The organism is Nonomuraea sp. NPDC049309 (assembly GCF_043196965.1).
Taxonomy (GTDB): Bacteria; Actinomycetota; Actinomycetes; order Streptosporangiales; family Streptosporangiaceae; genus Nonomuraea; species Nonomuraea fastidiosa.
This window is the reverse complement of the sequence record NZ_JBICSH010000002.1, coordinates 367,953-382,691: the sequence shown is the minus strand read 5'-3', so window position 1 is coordinate 382,691 and position 14,739 is coordinate 367,953. Positions and strand designations below refer to the sequence as shown.

At 71.8% G+C, this 14,739-nt stretch carries 15 protein-coding genes; 13 read left to right on the top strand and 2 right to left on the bottom strand.

Annotated features, from left to right (window positions below):
- The first annotated feature begins 62 nt into the window (after positions 1-62).
- From ACGFIM_RS15635 to hemL, 7 genes are all read left to right on the top strand, one after another.
- On the top strand, positions 63-743 hold the full coding sequence (locus ACGFIM_RS15635; RefSeq protein WP_364062262.1) for a redox-sensing transcriptional repressor Rex: 681 nt from the start codon (positions 63-65) through the stop codon (positions 741-743).
- Positions 740-1,996 carry a glutamyl-tRNA reductase gene (locus ACGFIM_RS15630; RefSeq protein ID WP_393200501.1) on the top strand — a complete coding sequence of 419 codons (1,257 nt, stop codon included), beginning with the start codon at positions 740-742 and terminating at the stop codon, positions 1,994-1,996. The genes ACGFIM_RS15635 and ACGFIM_RS15630 overlap by 4 nt, the downstream gene beginning before the upstream one ends.
- Positions 1,993-2,907 carry a hydroxymethylbilane synthase gene (gene hemC, locus ACGFIM_RS15625; RefSeq protein WP_393200499.1) on the top strand — a complete coding sequence of 305 codons (915 nt, stop codon included), beginning with the start codon at positions 1,993-1,995 and terminating at the stop codon, positions 2,905-2,907. The genes ACGFIM_RS15630 and hemC overlap by 4 nt, the downstream gene beginning before the upstream one ends.
- A complete protein-coding gene (locus ACGFIM_RS15620) occupies positions 2,904-4,448 on the top strand; it encodes a uroporphyrinogen-III synthase (protein ID WP_393200497.1) in 1,545 nt (514 codons plus the stop codon). Before hemC ends, ACGFIM_RS15620 begins: the two co-directional genes overlap by 4 nt.
- A complete protein-coding gene (gene hemB, locus ACGFIM_RS15615; protein ID WP_393200495.1) occupies positions 4,445-5,428 on the top strand; it encodes a porphobilinogen synthase in 984 nt (327 codons plus the stop codon). Before ACGFIM_RS15620 ends, hemB begins: the two co-directional genes overlap by 4 nt.
- Positions 5,429-5,612: 184 nt before the next feature.
- A complete protein-coding gene (locus ACGFIM_RS15610) occupies positions 5,613-6,242 on the top strand; it encodes a bifunctional DNA primase/polymerase (protein ID WP_393200493.1) in 630 nt (209 codons plus the stop codon).
- Positions 6,243-6,315: 73 nt separating this feature from the next.
- Positions 6,316-7,605 carry a glutamate-1-semialdehyde 2,1-aminomutase gene (gene hemL / locus ACGFIM_RS15605; protein ID WP_393200491.1) on the top strand — a complete coding sequence of 430 codons (1,290 nt, stop codon included), beginning with the start codon at positions 6,316-6,318 and terminating at the stop codon, positions 7,603-7,605.
- Between the two features lie 2 nt (positions 7,606-7,607).
- Here hemL and ACGFIM_RS15600 read toward each other — a convergent pair whose 3' ends face one another.
- On the bottom strand, positions 7,608-7,829 hold the full coding sequence (locus tag ACGFIM_RS15600) for a hypothetical protein (RefSeq protein ID WP_393200489.1): 222 nt from the start codon (positions 7,827-7,829) through the stop codon (positions 7,608-7,610).
- Positions 7,830-7,941: 112 nt separating this feature from the next.
- Positions 7,942-8,856, bottom strand: coding sequence for an EamA family transporter (locus ACGFIM_RS15595; RefSeq protein ID WP_393200487.1), 915 nt, complete (start codon positions 8,854-8,856; stop codon positions 7,942-7,944).
- Between the two features lie 201 nt (positions 8,857-9,057).
- Here ACGFIM_RS15595 and ACGFIM_RS15590 point away from each other — a divergent pair, with 201 nt between their 5' ends.
- The 6 genes from ACGFIM_RS15590 (at position 9,058) to ccsB (ending at position 14,644) form a co-directional block, all read left to right on the top strand.
- On the top strand, positions 9,058-9,978 hold the full coding sequence (locus tag ACGFIM_RS15590) for a LysR family transcriptional regulator (RefSeq protein WP_393200485.1): 921 nt from the start codon (positions 9,058-9,060) through the stop codon (positions 9,976-9,978).
- Between the two features lie 73 nt (positions 9,979-10,051).
- Positions 10,052-10,690 (top strand): histidine phosphatase family protein, encoded by a 639-nt coding sequence (locus tag ACGFIM_RS15585; protein ID WP_393200483.1) that lies wholly within the window; start codon positions 10,052-10,054, stop codon positions 10,688-10,690.
- A 71-nt stretch (positions 10,691-10,761) separates the two neighbouring features.
- Entirely contained in the window at positions 10,762-11,328 is a 567-nt protein-coding gene (locus ACGFIM_RS15580) for a TlpA family protein disulfide reductase (protein ID WP_393200481.1), read from the top strand.
- Positions 11,321-12,043 carry a cytochrome c biogenesis CcdA family protein gene (locus ACGFIM_RS15575; protein ID WP_393200479.1) on the top strand — a complete coding sequence of 241 codons (723 nt, stop codon included), beginning with the start codon at positions 11,321-11,323 and terminating at the stop codon, positions 12,041-12,043. Before ACGFIM_RS15580 ends, ACGFIM_RS15575 begins: the two co-directional genes overlap by 8 nt.
- A complete protein-coding gene (locus ACGFIM_RS15570) occupies positions 12,043-13,602 on the top strand; it encodes a cytochrome c biogenesis protein ResB (protein WP_393200477.1) in 1,560 nt (519 codons plus the stop codon). The genes ACGFIM_RS15575 and ACGFIM_RS15570 overlap by 1 nt, the downstream gene beginning before the upstream one ends.
- Positions 13,592-14,644, top strand: coding sequence for a c-type cytochrome biogenesis protein CcsB (gene ccsB, locus ACGFIM_RS15565; RefSeq protein WP_393200475.1), 1,053 nt, complete (start codon positions 13,592-13,594; stop codon positions 14,642-14,644). Before ACGFIM_RS15570 ends, ccsB begins: the two co-directional genes overlap by 11 nt.
- Positions 14,645-14,739: the final 95 nt, after the last annotated feature.

The following is a 14,739-nucleotide window of genomic DNA, read 5'->3' as shown; positions in this document are numbered from 1 at the left end:
GAAAGACGGTCCGATTCCGTTAACGCGGTCCCCAAGCCGCCCGTCCCCTGGAGCACCGGCACGTGAAGAGCCGCCCGTCCCAGCCCCGTGACCGCGGCATCCCCGAGGCGACGGTCGCCAGGCTTCCGCTTTACCTCAGGGCGCTGCACGGGATGGCCGAGCGGGGCATCGCGACCGTGAGCTCGGAAGACCTCGCCAACGCGGCGGGGGTCAACTCCGCCAAGCTCCGCAAGGACCTTTCGCACCTCGGCTCGTACGGCACCCGCGGCGTAGGCTATGAGGTCGAGTACCTCGTTTACCAGATCTCCCGCGAGCTCGGCCTGACGCAGGACTGGGCGGTCGCGATCGTCGGAGTCGGTAACCTCGGCCGCGCGCTGGCCAACTACGGAGGTTTCGTCTCCAGGGGCTTCCGGGTCGCGGCGCTCGTGGACGCCGACCCCGAAGTCGTGGGCGAGACCATCGCGGGGTTGAATGTTGAGCACATCGACGACTTGGAAGCCGTGATCAAACGGCGTGGAGTTTCGATCGTGGTTCTGGCGACACCGGCGGCAGCGGCGCAGGAAGTGTGCGATCGCGTTGTCGCCGTGGGCGTGACCAGCATTCTGAATTTCGCCCCCGTCGTGCTCTCCGTGCCGGAGACCGTCGATGTACGGAAAGTCGACCTGTCAATAGAACTGCAGATTCTCGCGTTCCACGAGCAACGCAAGGCTGGGGGGCCACTCATGGCGGTGGACGGTCAATGAGCGTTCTGGCTGTCGGGCTCAGCCACCGGACCGCACCGGTGGGACTCCTCGAGCGCGTCTCCGTCACCGGTGACGCCCTCGTCAAGCTCCTGCACGACGTGCAGCACGATCCCTGCGTGGCGGAGGCCATGGTGGTCTCCACCTGCAACAGGGTCGAGGTCTACGTCACCGTCGATCGCTTCCATGCCGCCGTCACCTCGATCAGCGGGCTGCTCGGCGTGCACTCCGGCGTCCCGGTGGAGGAGCTCATCCCCCACCTGTACGTCCACTACGAGGAGCGGGCGGTCGAGCACCTGTTCTCCGTGGTGTGCGGCCTCGACTCGATGGTGGTCGGCGAGGGACAGATCCTCGGGCAGGTGCGCCAGGCGCTCAAGCTCGCCCAGCGCCAGGGCACCGTCGGCGCCACGCTCAACGAGCTGGTGCAGCAGGCGCTGCGGGTGGGCAAGCGCGCCCACCACGAGACCGGCATCGACAAGCACGGCGCGTCCCTCGTCTCGGCCGGGCTCGCGCTGGCGGGCGAGCTGGCCGGGCGGCGGGCGCTGGTCATCGGCGCCGGCTCCATGAGCTCGCTGGCCGCCGCGACGCTCGCGCGTTCCGGGGTGACCGACATCGTCGTGGCCAACCGCACGTACGAGCGGGGCGCCAGGCTCGCCGCGTCCGTCGGCGGGCGGGCGGTCGAGTTCTCCGCCGTGGCCGACGAGCTGGCCAACGCCGACATCGTGATCGCCTGCACCGGCGCGGGCAGGCACATCGTCACGGCGGATATGCTGGTCAAGCCGGTGTTTCTGCTGGACCTGGCGCTGTCGCACGACATCGATCCGGCCGTGCGCGAGGTGCCGGGGGTCACGCTGGTCGACCTGGAGACCATCCAGGAGTCCGGCATCGGCTCGCGCGAGGGCGACGCGGTGCCTGCCGTGCGCGCCCTGGTGGCCGAGGAGCTGCGCGCCTACCTCGACGCCGAGCGGGCCTCCAGGGTGACGCCGACCGTGGTGGCGCTGCGCAAGAAGGCGGCGGGCGTCGTCGAGTCGGAGCTGGGCCGCCTGCTGATGCGGGTGCCCGACCTCGACCAGCGCACCCGCGACGAGGTCGCCATGACCGTGCAGCGGGTGGTGGACAAGCTGCTCCACGAGCCCACCGTGCGTGTCAAGCAGCTCGCCACCTGCCCGGGGGGCGATCATTATGCGGAAGCGCTGCGCGAGTTGTTCAACCTGGATCCGAAGATGCCCGAGGCCGTGAGGGAGGTGGAGCTGTGACGAGGTCCGCTCTGCGGCTCGGCACCCGGCGCAGCCTCCTTGCGACCACGCAGTCCCAGATGGTGGCCGACGCCTTCACCGAGCGCACCGGCACCCCCGTCGAGCTGGTGGGCATCACCACGTACGGCGACGTCACCAAGGCGCACCTCGCGCAGCTCGGCGGCACCGGCGTGTTCGTCAGCGCGCTGCGCGACAAGCTGCTCGAAGGCGAGATCGACTTCGCCGTCCACTCGCTCAAGGACCTGCCGACGACGCAGGACCCGCGCTTCACGCTGGCCGCGCTGCCGTCCCGCCACGACCACCGCGACGCGCTCGTCGGCCTGCACAAGTTCGCCGACCTGCAGCCGGGCGCCAAGGTCGGCACCGGCTCGCCGCGCCGCGTCGCCATGCTCAGCGCGCTGCGCCCCGACCTCGACTACGTCCCGATCCGCGGCAACGCCGACACGCGCATCGGCAAGGTCACCTCGGGCGAGCTCGACGCGGTCGTGCTCGCCGCCGCCGGGCTGACCAGGATCGGCAGGGCCGCCGAGATCGCGCAGGTCTTCGAGATCGAGGAGCTGCTGCCCGCCCCCGGCCAGGGCGCGCTGGCCGTGGAGTGCCGCGCCGACCGCCCCGACCTCGTCGAGGCGCTGTCCGTGCTCGACGACCCGGCCACCCGCTCGGCCGTCACCGCCGAACGCGCCCTGCTGAGCGCACTCGAAGCCGGCTGCTCGGCTCCGGTGGGTGCTTTCGCGTTCGATGACGGGCACACTCTGAACCTGACCGCTGTTGTCGTCTCCATCGACGGCCGCGAAACGGTCCGCAAGTCCGCCGCCGGCTCTCCTTCGGAGGCAGCGAACCTGGGCCGCCGCCTCGCGGCCGAGATGATCGCCGAAGGGGCCGACAGATTGATGGGGGAGCATTCCCATTGAGCTCCGATAGTCCAACCTCCGGATTCGTCGCGTTCGTCGGCGCGGGTCCCGGCGATCCCAATCTGCTCACGGTCCGCGCCGCCGAGCTGCTCGGCAAGGCCGACGCGGTGGTGCTCGACTCCGAGACGCAAAGACCGCTGCTGCGCCACTGCCGCGAGGGCGTCGAGGTCGCCGAAGGCGACTTCGTGCAGCGCGCCGCGCGCGGCCAGCTCGTGGTGCGCCTGTGCCCCGGCGACCCCATGCTGTTCTCCTCGATCTCCGAGGAGGCCGCGGCCTGCACCGCGGCGGAGGTGGACTTCGAGATCGTGCCCGGCGTGCCGCCCGCGACCGCCGTGCTCGCCTACGCCGGCATCCCGCCGGCGAGCGACGTGCCCGAGTTCAGGATCGTCGACGCCGCCCAGGAGCAGGACTGGGCCGTGCACGCCGGCTGCAAGGGCACGTTGGTCATCTACAACGGCGTCTCCGACGCGGTGGCCATCGGCAAGGCGCTGATCGCCGGCGGCAAGCCCGACACCACGCCCGTGGCGGTCAGCAGCGGCGGCACCACCACCGAGCAGTACACCGTGGTCTCCTCGCTCGGCCGGCTGCAGGCCGACCTCAAGCACGCCGGGTTCACCGAGCCCGCGCTGATCGTGGTCGGCGACGCCGTCGCCCAGCGGGACAAGCTGTCGTGGTTCGAGACCAAGCCGCTGTTCGGCTGGCGGGTGCTGGTCCCGCGGACGAAGGAGCAGTCCCGCAGCCTGTCCGAGCAGCTCGTGGCCTACGGCGCGGTGCCCGAGGAGGTGCCGACCATCTCGGTCGAGCCGCCGCGCACCCCGCAGCAGATGGACCGCGCGATCAAGGGCCTGGTCACCGGCCGCTACGAGTGGGTGGCCTTCACCAGCGCCAACGCCGTCAAGGCGGTGCGCGAGAAGTTCGAGGAGTACGGGCTCGACGCGCGGGCCTTCGCCGGGCTGAAGGTGGCGGCCGTGGGCGAGGCCACCGCCAAGGCGCTCATCGAGTTCGGGGTCAAGCCCGACCTGCTGCCCTCCGGTGAGCAGTCGTCGGAGGGCCTGGTGGCCGAGTGGCCGCCGTACGACTCCATGCTCGACCCGATCAACCGCGTGCTGCTGCCGAGGGCCGACATCTCCACCGACACGCTCGTGGCGGGGCTCACCGAGCTGGGCTGGGAGTGCGACGACGTCACCGCCTACCGCACGGTGCGCGCCGCGCCGCCGCCCGCGCCGATCCGCGAGGCCATCAAGGGCGGCGGCTTCGACGCCGTGCTCTTCACCTCGTCGTCCACGGTCCGCAACCTCGTGGGCATCGCCGGCAAGCCGCACAACGTCACCGTGATCGCCGTGATCGGGCCGCAGACGGCCAAGACGGCCGAGGAGTTCGGGCTCCGCGTCGACGTCATGGCCGACAAGCCATCCGCCACCGCCTTGGCCGCCGCGCTGGCCGAGTTCGGAGCCAAGCAGCGCCAGGCGGCGCTGGCGGCCGGCGACACGCCGCGCCGTCCCTCACAGAACCGCCGTGGCGCGAGGAGGAGAGCCAGATGAGCGCGCAGTTCCCCATCGCCCGCCCGCGCAGGCTGCGCGGCACCCCGGCGATGCGCCGCATGGTCTCGGGCACCAGGCTGCACCCCGCGGACCTGATCCTGCCGCTGTTCGCCAAGGAGGGCATCACCGAGCCGCAGCCGGTGCCCTCGATGCCGGGCGTCTACCAGCACACCCGCGACTCGCTGCGCAAGGCCGCACACGAGGCCGCCGAGGCCGGGGTGGGCGGTGTCATCCTGTTCGGCGTGCCCGCGGTGAAGGACGCGCGCGGCTCGGCCGCCGACGACCCCGACGGCGTGCTGCAGGTGGCGCTGCGCGACGTGGTGTCGGAGGTCGGCGACGCGCTCGTGGTCATGGCCGACACGTGCCTCGACGAGTTCACCGACCACGGACACTGCGGCATCCTGACGCCGTCGGGCGACGTCGACAACGACGCCACGCTCGAGCGGTACGCCTCCATCGCGGTGGCGCAGGCCGAGGCCGGCTCCCAGATGGTGGCGCCGAGCGGCATGATGGACGGCCAGGTGGGCGCCATCAGGGCCGCGCTCGACAAGGCGGGCCACTCGGGCGTGCCGATCCTGGCGTACTCCGTCAAGTACGCCTCCGCCTTCTACGGCCCGTTCCGCGACGCCGCCGAGTGCGCGCCGCAGTTCGGCGACCGCAGCACCCATCAGCAGGACCCGGCGGGGCCGCTGGAGGAGGCGCTGCGCGAGGTGAGGCTCGACCTGGCCGAAGGCGCCGACGCCGTCATGGTCAAGCCCGCCATGCCCTATCTCGACGTCATCACCCGTGTCCGCGCCGAGGTGGACGTGCCGGTGGCCGCCTACCAGGTGAGCGGCGAGTACGCGATGATCGAGGCCGCCGCGGCCAACGGCTGGATCGACCGCGAGCGGACGATCCGCGAGTCGCTTGTCGCGATCAAGCGGGCGGGGGCCGACCTGATCCTCACGTACTGGGCGACGGAAGTGGCGCGCACGCTCTAACCAAGGGGTTTCCCGTCAACGCCTGGGGCGTGTGGGTTAGAGTTGCATGACAAGTGCTGGTGTGTCCCGCGTGTGACGCAGGCGCAGGCTTTCGCTGCCCTGCTGCAGGCCGCCGTCATCGGCCCGCCTGCCACCCGCGATCCGGGGCCTCCTCAGGCGCTGTGACTTTCTGACGGGAGAGACCATGGTGGGGGTACCTCTGGCTCGGCGTACCAAAAAGCGGTCCCGGCCGACGCGCATCGAGACCGTGCTCGAATACGCCGCCATGGGCTGGCCGGTCGTGCCCGGCGCCCACCCGCTGCGCCAGGGCCCGCGCGCGTGTTCCTGTGACCGGATCGGCTGTCCCGACCCGGGCGCGCATCCGCTGTCGCCCGCCTGGCATCTGCAGGCCACGACCGACGCCGCCACGCTCACGCGCTGGTGGCAGAACGAACCCGAGACCAACATCATCCTGCCCACGGGCCGCGTGTTCGACGTCTTCGACGTACCGCTCGCCGCCGGCCTGTCGGCGCTCACCCGAATCGACGCCGCCGGGGCACACCCGGGCCCGGTCGCCGCCAGAGGCGACCGGGTCTTGTTTTATGTCGCCACGCGCGGTAACCCCGAGGACGAGGACGAGTGGTGGTCCTGCCACCTCGACTGCGACCCGGCCACCATCGACGACACGCCGGGACTGCGCTGGCACTGCCGCGACAGCTACGTCCTCGCCCCGCCGTCCCTGATGCCCAACGGGCAGACGGTGAGCTGGCTGCGCCCGCCGGACGGCCGGCCGCTGCCCGACCCGCTGCGCATCCTGGAGTGGCTCGCCGACTGAGCCCGCGTCCTCGGCCGGTACGGCGCCCCCGCCCGCTCCGGGGAGCGGGTGCGCCTGCGGCTACCCTGGGTGGGTGAGTCGTACGAAGAACTCCGAAGACCTGTTCGCCCGCGCCCGCGACGCCGTCCCGGGAGGCGTCAACTCCCCGGTGCGCGCGTTCGGAGCGGTGGGCGGCACACCGCGGTTCATGGTCTCGGGGCAGGGCCCCTACATCACCGACGCCGACGGCAACCGCTACGTCGACCTCATCTGCTCCTGGGGCCCGATGATCCTGGGACACCGCCACCCGGCCGTCGTCGAGGCCGTCTCCGAGGCCGTGGCGGCCGGCTTCTCCTACGGCACGGCCACGCCGGGCGAGGTCGAGCTGGCCGAGGAGATCGTGGCCAGGGTCGCACCGGTCGAGAAGGTGCGCCTGGTCAGCTCCGGCACCGAGGCGACGATGAGCGCGGTGCGCCTGGCCAGGGGCTTCACCGGCCGGTCCAAGGTGATCAAGTTCGCCGGCTGCTACCACGGCCACGTGGACGCGCTGCTCGCCTCGGCGGGGTCGGGGGTGGCGACGTTCGGGCTGCCCGACACTCCGGGCGTGACGGGGGCGTCGGCGGCCGACACGATCGTGCTGCCGTACAACGACATCGCGGCCGTGGAGGCGGCGTTCGCGGCGGCCGAGATCGCGTGCGTGATCACCGAGGCGTGCCCGGCCAACATGGGCGTCGTGCCGCCGCGCGACGGCTTCAACGCCCGCCTGCGCGAGCTGTGCACGCGGCACGGCGCGCTGCTCATCGTCGACGAGGTGCTGACGGGCTTTCGCGTTTCCAAGGCCGGCTGGTACGGCCTCGACCCGGTCGACGCCGACCTGATGACCTTCGGCAAGGTCATGGGCGGCGGGCTGCCGGCGGCGGCGTTCGGCGGCCGGGCGGACATCATGGCCCACCTCGCGCCTGAGGGCCCCGTCTACCAGGCGGGCACGCTGTCGGGCAATCCGCTGGCCTGCGCCGCCGGCCTGGCCACGCTGCGCAACCTGGACGACGAGGCGTACCGGAAGGTCGAGGCCGCGGCCACGGCGGTGGGCGACGCCGCCTCCGAGGCGCTGCGCGCGGCGGGCGTGCCGCACCGGTTGCAGCGGGCGGGCAGCCTGTTCTCGATCTTCTTCACCGAGGCCGAGGTGACGAACTTCGACGAGGCGCGGACGCAGAACACCGAGGCGTTCAAGGCCTTCTTCCACAGCATGCTCGACCAGGGCGTCTACCTGCCGCCGTCGGCGTACGAGGCGTGGTTCCTGTCGGCCGCGCACGACGACGAGGCACTCGGCCGCATCGCCGACGCGCTTCCCGCCGCGGCGAAGGCGGCGGCGGCCGTCCTGTAGCTCTAGGGGTCCTGGCGGGCGGCGGCGGCCATCAGCACGCCGACGACATCGACATCTCCACGGTGCTGCAGGCGCTGGCCGACCCGGTGCGGCTGCAGATGGTCCCGGCTGCCGGCCCAGGTGGGCGAGTCCATCTGCACGGCGCTCGACCTGCCGGTCACGGCGTCGACCGTGTCGCACCACATCGGGATCCTGCGGCACGACGGCGTCGTCTCGGCGCGCATCGACGGCACGGCGCGGCCCAGCCGCCTGCGGACGGAGGACCTGGAGCGCCGTTTCCCCGGCCTGCTGCCGGCGTTCCCCGGCGCGCAGCCGCCGCGCGCCGGCTGGCGGGTGTTACTTCCCGCGGTCCGCGGGGTCGCGTTCGGCGGCCTCATCGGAGGAGCCGGAGGAGGGCGCGGAAGCGGCCGGGCGGCGGGGCTGGGTGCCGGCGTACAGGACGCCGGAGACGATGAGCACGGCCGCGAGCACGCGCGCCCACGACAGCGGCTCACCGGTGATCAGGACCGCCGACGACATGCCGAACACGGGCACGAGCAGCGTGTACGGGGCCACGATCGAGGCGTCGTAGCGGCGCAGCAGCCAGCCCCAGACGCCGAAGCCGCCCAGGGTCGAGATGAAGGCCACGTACACGAGGGACAGCCAGCCCTCGGGCGGCGAGGTCAGGACGAGCGGGCCCTCAAGGAGCAGGGACAGCAGCAGGAGCGGGGGCGCGGAGAACGCGCTCACCCAGATCATGAAGCGCAGCGAGTCGGGCGGTGCGGCGTGGCGCTGGATCACGTTGCCGAGTCCCCAGGCGGCAGCGGCGGCGACGCACAGCAGGAAGGCGCCGAACGGGCCGGAGACGCCGAAGTCGACGGCGACGATCGCGAGGCCGGCGAACGCGACGACCAGGCCGAGCACGCGGCGTGCGGTGAGCCGCTCACCGAGCAGCGTCACCGCGAACACCACGGTGAACAGCGCCTGCACCTGCAGGACGAGCGAGGTCAGGCCGGCCGGCATGCCCGCGCGCATGCCCACGAGCAGCAGCCCGAACTGGCCGACTCCGAGGGTGGCGGCCACGCCCAGGACCCAGCGCCAGGCGACGCCGGGCCGTCCCGCGAACAGCAGGGCGGGGAATGCCGCCAGGGCGAAGCGGATGCCCGCGTATTCCAGCGGCGGGAAGTGACGCAGGCCTATCTGCATGACCACGAAGTTGTAGCCCCAGACGGCGGCCAGGCCGACGGCCAGGGCGAGGTGGCGGGGGCTCACCTGGGTGGCGTCCGGGCTACCGCGCGGGCTTCTGGTACCGGATGCGCATGTCGCGCGCCTGCTCGGCGAGGACCTTCAGGTAGGAGATGGAACCGGTTCGCTGGTGCTGCTTCTTCATGTTTCGCATGCCAACAATTTTCATCTGCTACACAATGAACGACAAGCGAGACTTTCTACGCTAAACGGTTTAGAGTGGCTTACATGTTGGACCTCAACCGCCTCAAGGCCCTTCACGCCGTCCACGTCTACGGCTCGGTCGGAGCGGCGGCCGAGGCCCTCATGGTCACCCCGTCGGCGGTCAGCCAGCAGATCGCCAAGCTGGAGCGCGAGACCGGCGCCCGGCTCATGGAGCGCTACGGCCGCGGCGTACGGCTGACGGACGCGGCGGGGGTCCTCGCCGAGCACGCCGAGCGCATCCTCGCCCTGGTCGAGACCGCCGAGGCCGACTTCGAGGCGCTGCGCGGCCAGGTCGTCGGCCGGCTCAACGTCGGCGCGTTCCCCACCGCCGCGCGCGGCGTCATGCCCGGCGCGATCGCCTCGCTCAAGCAGCGCCACCCCGACCTGTGGGTGCAGCTCAACGAGCGCGAGCCGGAACGCGTCGTCCGCGAGGTCTCACGAGGCGAGCTCGACCTCGGCGTCGTGCAGGACTGGCTGACCCGCCCGATGGCGCTGCCCGACGGCCTGTCGAAGGCCACGCTGCTCGACGACGTGGCCGACGTCGCGCTGCCCGCCGACCATCCGCTGGCCGGCGAGCGCGAGGTCGAGCTGGCCGCGCTGCACGGCGAGCAGTGGATCAGCTCGTCACCCGGCACGGTCTGCCACGACTGGCTGGTGTTCACGCTGCGCAGCGCCGCGCTGGAGCCGGTGATCGCGTGCATGGCCGACGAGTACCCCACGCAGCTCGCGCTGGTGGCCGCCGGCCTGGGCTGCGCGATCGTGCCCAGGCTCGGCCGCGACTGCGTGCCCGGCAACGTTCGGCTGGTGCCGCTGCTGCCGCGCCAGTCCCGGCGCATCTACGCGATCTGGCGCTCCGACGCCGCCCGCCGTCCCGCGATCAGGGCCATGGTCGACGCGCTGATGGAGTCGAGCAGGAAGCAGGAGAACGCCTGGGCGCTCCAGTGACTTTCCCGGCCCGCGCCGCGCCGGTACGGGCCGTGAGCCTGCCTTGTGGACGAGCGGATAGGCTGTGCCCACCATGGCTGAAACCACCGTCGTCCACCTGCTGCGCCACGGTGAGGTGCACAACCCCGAAGGCGTCCTCTACGGCAGGCTGCCCGGCTACCACCTGTCGGAGACGGGCCGGCTCATGGCCGAGACGGTCGCCAAGGCCCTCGGCGGCCGCGACATCGTCGCCGTCTACAGCTCGCCGCTGGAGCGCGCCATCGAGACGGCGACCCCGCTCGCGGAGAAGCTGGGCCTGGAGATCGTCCAGGACGACCGGCTGATCGAGGCGGGCAACCTGCTGGAGGGCCGCGCCATCGGGCAGGGCCTCGGCGTGCTGCGCAACCCGCGCAACTACCGCTACTTCTGGAACCCGCTGCGCCCGTCGTGGGGCGAGCCGTACCCGGCCATCGTCAAGCGCATGAAGTCGGTGATCGACGACGCCAGGGCGGCGGCCAGGGGACACGAGACGGTCCTGGTCAGCCACCAGCTCCCGATCTGGACCATCCGCTCGGCCGCCGAAGGCCGCAGGCTCTGGCACGACCCGCGCCGCCGCCAGTGCGCGCTGGCCAGCCTCACCACCTTCACCTTCGACGGCGATCGGCTGATCAGCATCGGCTACAGCGAACCCGCGGGATCGCTGCAGACCGGGCCGTCGATCCCCGGGGCCTGATGTCCGGAGCGCGCGGGCGTCCCGGTAGGGTTGGAAGCTCTACCGCTTGTAGTACAAGGAGATCTTCCTCCGTGCGCGCCAAGTCCATCTCCCTCTTCGTCCTGGCTGCGCTGGTCGCGGGCTGCGCCGGCAACCAGGGCGGCCAGCCGCAGGCCGGCGACACCCGCTTCGTCGCGGGCGACGGGAAGATGCAGGTGTTCGAGGCGGGCGAGCGCAAACCCGCGCCGGCCATCGAGGGCCCGACGCTCGACGGCTCCACGGCCTCGCTCGCCGCGCACAAGGGCAAGGTCGTCGTGCTCAACTTCTGGGCCTCGTGGTGCGGGCCCTGCCGGGCCGAGGCGCCCGTGCTCAAGGAGGTCTGGTCCAAGACCAAGGACAGCGGCGTGCAGTTCATCGGCGTCGACTTCAAAGACCGCCAGGCCGACGCCCAGGCGTTCGAGCGCACCGAGCAGACCGGCTACCCGCACATCTACGACCAGCCGGGCAAGGTCGCGCTGGCCTTCCAGGGCACCGTCCCGCCGGCCGCCATCCCGTCCACGCTGATCATCGACAAGCAGGGCCGCATCGCCGCCAGGGCGCTCGGCGCGGTCAAGTACACCGACCTGATGAACGCGGTGACCAAGGTGCGCGATGAGTGACGTCGTCGCCTCCGGCTCGCTGCTGCTCGCCGTGCCGATCGCGGTGCTCGCGGGCGTGGTGTCCTTCCTGTCGCCGTGCGTGCTGCCGCTGGTGCCCGGCTACCTGTCGTACGTCACCGGCATGACCGCCGACCCCAAGCGGGGGCGGCTGGTGCTCGGCGCGACGCTGTTCGTGGCCGGGTTCGCCCTGGTGTTCGTGCTCAGCGGCGCGCTGTTCGGCGGCATCGGCTCGGTCGTGCTCGGCCACGCCGAGATCATCACCCGGGTGCTCGGCGTGCTCACCGTCGTGCTCGGGCTGGCCTTCCTCGGCGTGCTGCCCGGCCTCATGCGCGACGTGCGTATCCACCGGCTGCCCGCTGCGGGGCTCGCCGGGGCGCCGCTGCTCGGCGTGGTGTTCGGCCTCGGCTGGACGCCGTGCATCGGGCCCACGCTGGCCGTCGTGCTGACGCTCGGGCTCAACGAGGGCAGCGCGGGGCGCGGCGCGCTCCTGGCCGTCGCCTACGCGCTCGGCCTCGGCCTGCCCTTCGTCGGCGCGGCACTCGCCTACAGCCGGGCGCTGCGCACGTTCCGTGCCATCCGCAAGCACTCGCGCCTGATCACCCGGGTCGGCGGCGGCATGATGGTCGCCGTCGGCGTGCTGCTCGTGACCGGCCTCTGGGGAGAGATGATCGCCGCCATGCAGGGACTGATCGGCGCGTTCGAGCCGGTGATCTGATGAGCGTCAAGGAGCTGGAGAAGGAAGAGACGGGGCGGCAGGCGTCGTTCGGGCCGGTGGCCTGGCTGCGCTGGGCCTGGCACACGCTCACCTCGATGCGCACGGCGCTGATCCTGCTGTTCCTGCTCGCGCTCGCCTCGGTGCCGGGCTCGCTGGTGCCGCAGCGCGGCGTCGAGCCGGACAAGGTCGCCAGGCTCTACGAGCAGAGCCCGACGCTCGCCGAGTGGTACGACAGGCTTCAGCTCTTCGAGGTCTTCACCTCCACCTGGTTCGCGGCCATCTACCTGCTGCTGTTCACCTCGCTGATCGGCTGCATCGTCCCGCGCACCGCGGTCTACCTGCGCGAGCTGCGCCGCAAGCCGCCCGCCGCGCCGAAACGCCTCTCGCGCCTGCCGCACCACGCCGCCTTCGACGGCGATCTGACCGTCGAGCAGGCCGCCGCCCGGCTGCGCAAGAGGCGCTTTCGCGTGGTCACCGGCGACGGCTGGGTGTCGGCGGAGAAGGGCTATCTCCGCGAGACCGGCAACCTGTTGTTCCACATCGCGCTGGTCGGCATCCTCCTCGCCGTCGGCGCGGGCTCGCTGTACGGCTACCGCGGCAACGTGCTGGTCGTCGAGGGCGACGGGTTCGCCAACACCGTGGCCGCCTACGACCGCTTCATCCCCGGCAGCAGGGTCTCCGCCGAGTCCCTTCAGCCGTTCAGCTTCCAGCTCACCGACTTCGAGGTGGCCTACCAGGCCGCCGGCGACAAACGCGGGCAGGCGCTCGACTACACCGCCCACCTCAAGGTCAACGACACGCCGGAGTCCCCGGCCCGCGACTACGACCTCAAGGTCAACGAGCCGCTGGAGATCGACGGCACGCAGACGTACCTCATCGGCAACGGCTACGCCCCCGTCTTCCGCGTCACCGACGGCAAGGGGCAGATCGCCTTCGAAGGGCCCGTGCCCTGCCTGATCGAGGACAAGGCCACCATGACGTCCGGCTGCGTGGTCAAGGCCCCCGACGCGCAGCCGTCGCAGCTCGGGTTCCTGCTGCGGTTCCTGCCGACGAGCGTGCCGCTCACCGACGGCACGTACGCCTCGGCGTTCCCCGGCAACATCAACCCGGAGGTGCAGATCCTCGGCGCGTTCTCCGGCGACCTCGGCATGCGCTCGGGCAAGCCGCAGTCGGTCTACGAGCTGGCCGAGCCCGAGGTGATGCGCAAGCTCAAGCCGGTGCTCATGGGCTCCGACGCGCCCAAGCCGCTGGCCGTCGGCCAGTCGGTCAATCTGCCCGGCGGGCTCGGCAAGCTGGAGTTCACCGGCGTCAAGGAGTGGATCACGCTCCAGACGGCGTACGACCCGGGCCGCATGCCCGCGCTGCTGGCCGCCGCCACGGCGGTCGTCGCCATCGCGCTCTCGCTCATGATCCGCCGCCGCCGGGTGTTCGTCCGCGTCGGCCAGGGCCGGGTCGAGGTGGGCGGGCTGACCCGCACCGACAACTCCGCGGCGGGATTCGCTGAGGAGTTCGCCGACATCGTGAAGGTTCTATCAGCAGGAGAGAAGGATGTCCGCTGAACAACTCGCCGAGCTGAGCGACCTTTTCGTCGTCGCAGCCGTCCTGCTCTACGTCGTCGCCATGCTCGGATTCGCCATGGAGCTGGCCTTCGGGCGGGCGCGGGCGGGCAGGGCCGCGAGCGCGCGGCGGGTCGAGTCCAGGCAGCCGGTCGCCGTCGGGGCGGCCGGCGCGGGCGTCGCCGTGAGCACCGCCGAGGTCTCCGCGACGGCCGACGCTCCCGCATCGGCGGGCACCGCTGCCGAGACCGCCCTCTCCGGCGCTGAGCCGCCCGTGGAGACCCTGTCGCAGGGGTCCGAGGCCACCGCACCGGAGTCGCCTCTCGCGGCCCGCGCGGGCCTCGTGGCGCTCGTGCTCGCCTGGATCGGCTGGGCGGCCAACCTCGCCGCCATCATCACCCGCGGCCTGGCCGTCGACCGGTGGCCGTGGGGCAACATGTACGAGTTCGTAGTGGCCATCTGCTTCGCCGCCGTGACCGCGTTCCTCGTCACCCAGCTCCGCGTCAACGTGCGCTTCCTCGGCGCGTTCGTCATGGTGACCGCGGCCCTCGGCCTGGGCCTTGCGGTCAAGGTGTTCTACACCGCGGCGGGGCCGGTGGTGCCGGCGCTCAACTCGTACTGGATCGCCATCCACGTCACCGCCGCGATCATCGCGAGCGGGCTGTTCACCCTGGCCGGTGTCGCGGGTGTGCTCTACCTGGTGCGCGGCGACGGCCTGTCGCGGCTGCCGTCGCGCGAGGTGCTGGAGAAGGCGGTCCACCGGGCGGTCATCTTCGCCTTCCCGCTGTGGACGTTCGCCGTCATCGCCGGTGCCTTGTGGGCGGACCGGGCGTGGGGCCGCTACTGGGGATGGGACCCGAAGGAGGTCTGGTCCTTCATCACGTGGGTGGCCTACGCCGCTTATCTGCACGCCAAGGCGACGGCCGGCTGGAGGGGCAGGGCTGCGGTGATCGTGCAGCTCGTGGCGTTCGGCTGCCTGCTGTTCAACCTGATCGGCGTCAACATCTTCATCGACGGCCTGCACAGCTACGCGGACGTCGACTGAACGCGCGAGTCCCGGAGCCGGGACCGCCGATCAGCGGACGCCGGTCTGGGGCGCCGGACAGGAGCGCCGGTTCAGGAGCGCCGGTATGGGGCGCC

Coding starts and splice junctions, on each gene's coding strand:
- ACGFIM_RS15630 (WP_393200501.1), top strand. CDS start 740: ATGAGCGTTCTGGCTGTCGGGCTCAGCCACCGGACCGCACCGGTGGGA.
- hemB (WP_393200495.1), top strand. CDS start 4,445: ATGAGCGCGCAGTTCCCCATCGCCCGCCCGCGCAGGCTGCGCGGCACC.
- ACGFIM_RS15610 (WP_393200493.1), top strand. CDS start 5,613: ATGGTGGGGGTACCTCTGGCTCGGCGTACCAAAAAGCGGTCCCGGCCG.
- ACGFIM_RS15600 (WP_393200489.1), bottom strand. CDS start 7,829: ATGCGCGCCGAGACGACGCCGTCGTGCCGCAGGATCCCGATGTGGTGC.
- ACGFIM_RS15590 (WP_393200485.1), top strand. CDS start 9,058: ATGTTGGACCTCAACCGCCTCAAGGCCCTTCACGCCGTCCACGTCTAC.
- ACGFIM_RS15585 (WP_393200483.1), top strand. CDS start 10,052: ATGGCTGAAACCACCGTCGTCCACCTGCTGCGCCACGGTGAGGTGCAC.
- ACGFIM_RS15575 (WP_393200479.1), top strand. CDS start 11,321: ATGAGTGACGTCGTCGCCTCCGGCTCGCTGCTGCTCGCCGTGCCGATC.
- ACGFIM_RS15570 (WP_393200477.1), top strand. CDS start 12,043: ATGAGCGTCAAGGAGCTGGAGAAGGAAGAGACGGGGCGGCAGGCGTCG.
- ccsB (WP_393200475.1), top strand. CDS start 13,592: ATGTCCGCTGAACAACTCGCCGAGCTGAGCGACCTTTTCGTCGTCGCA.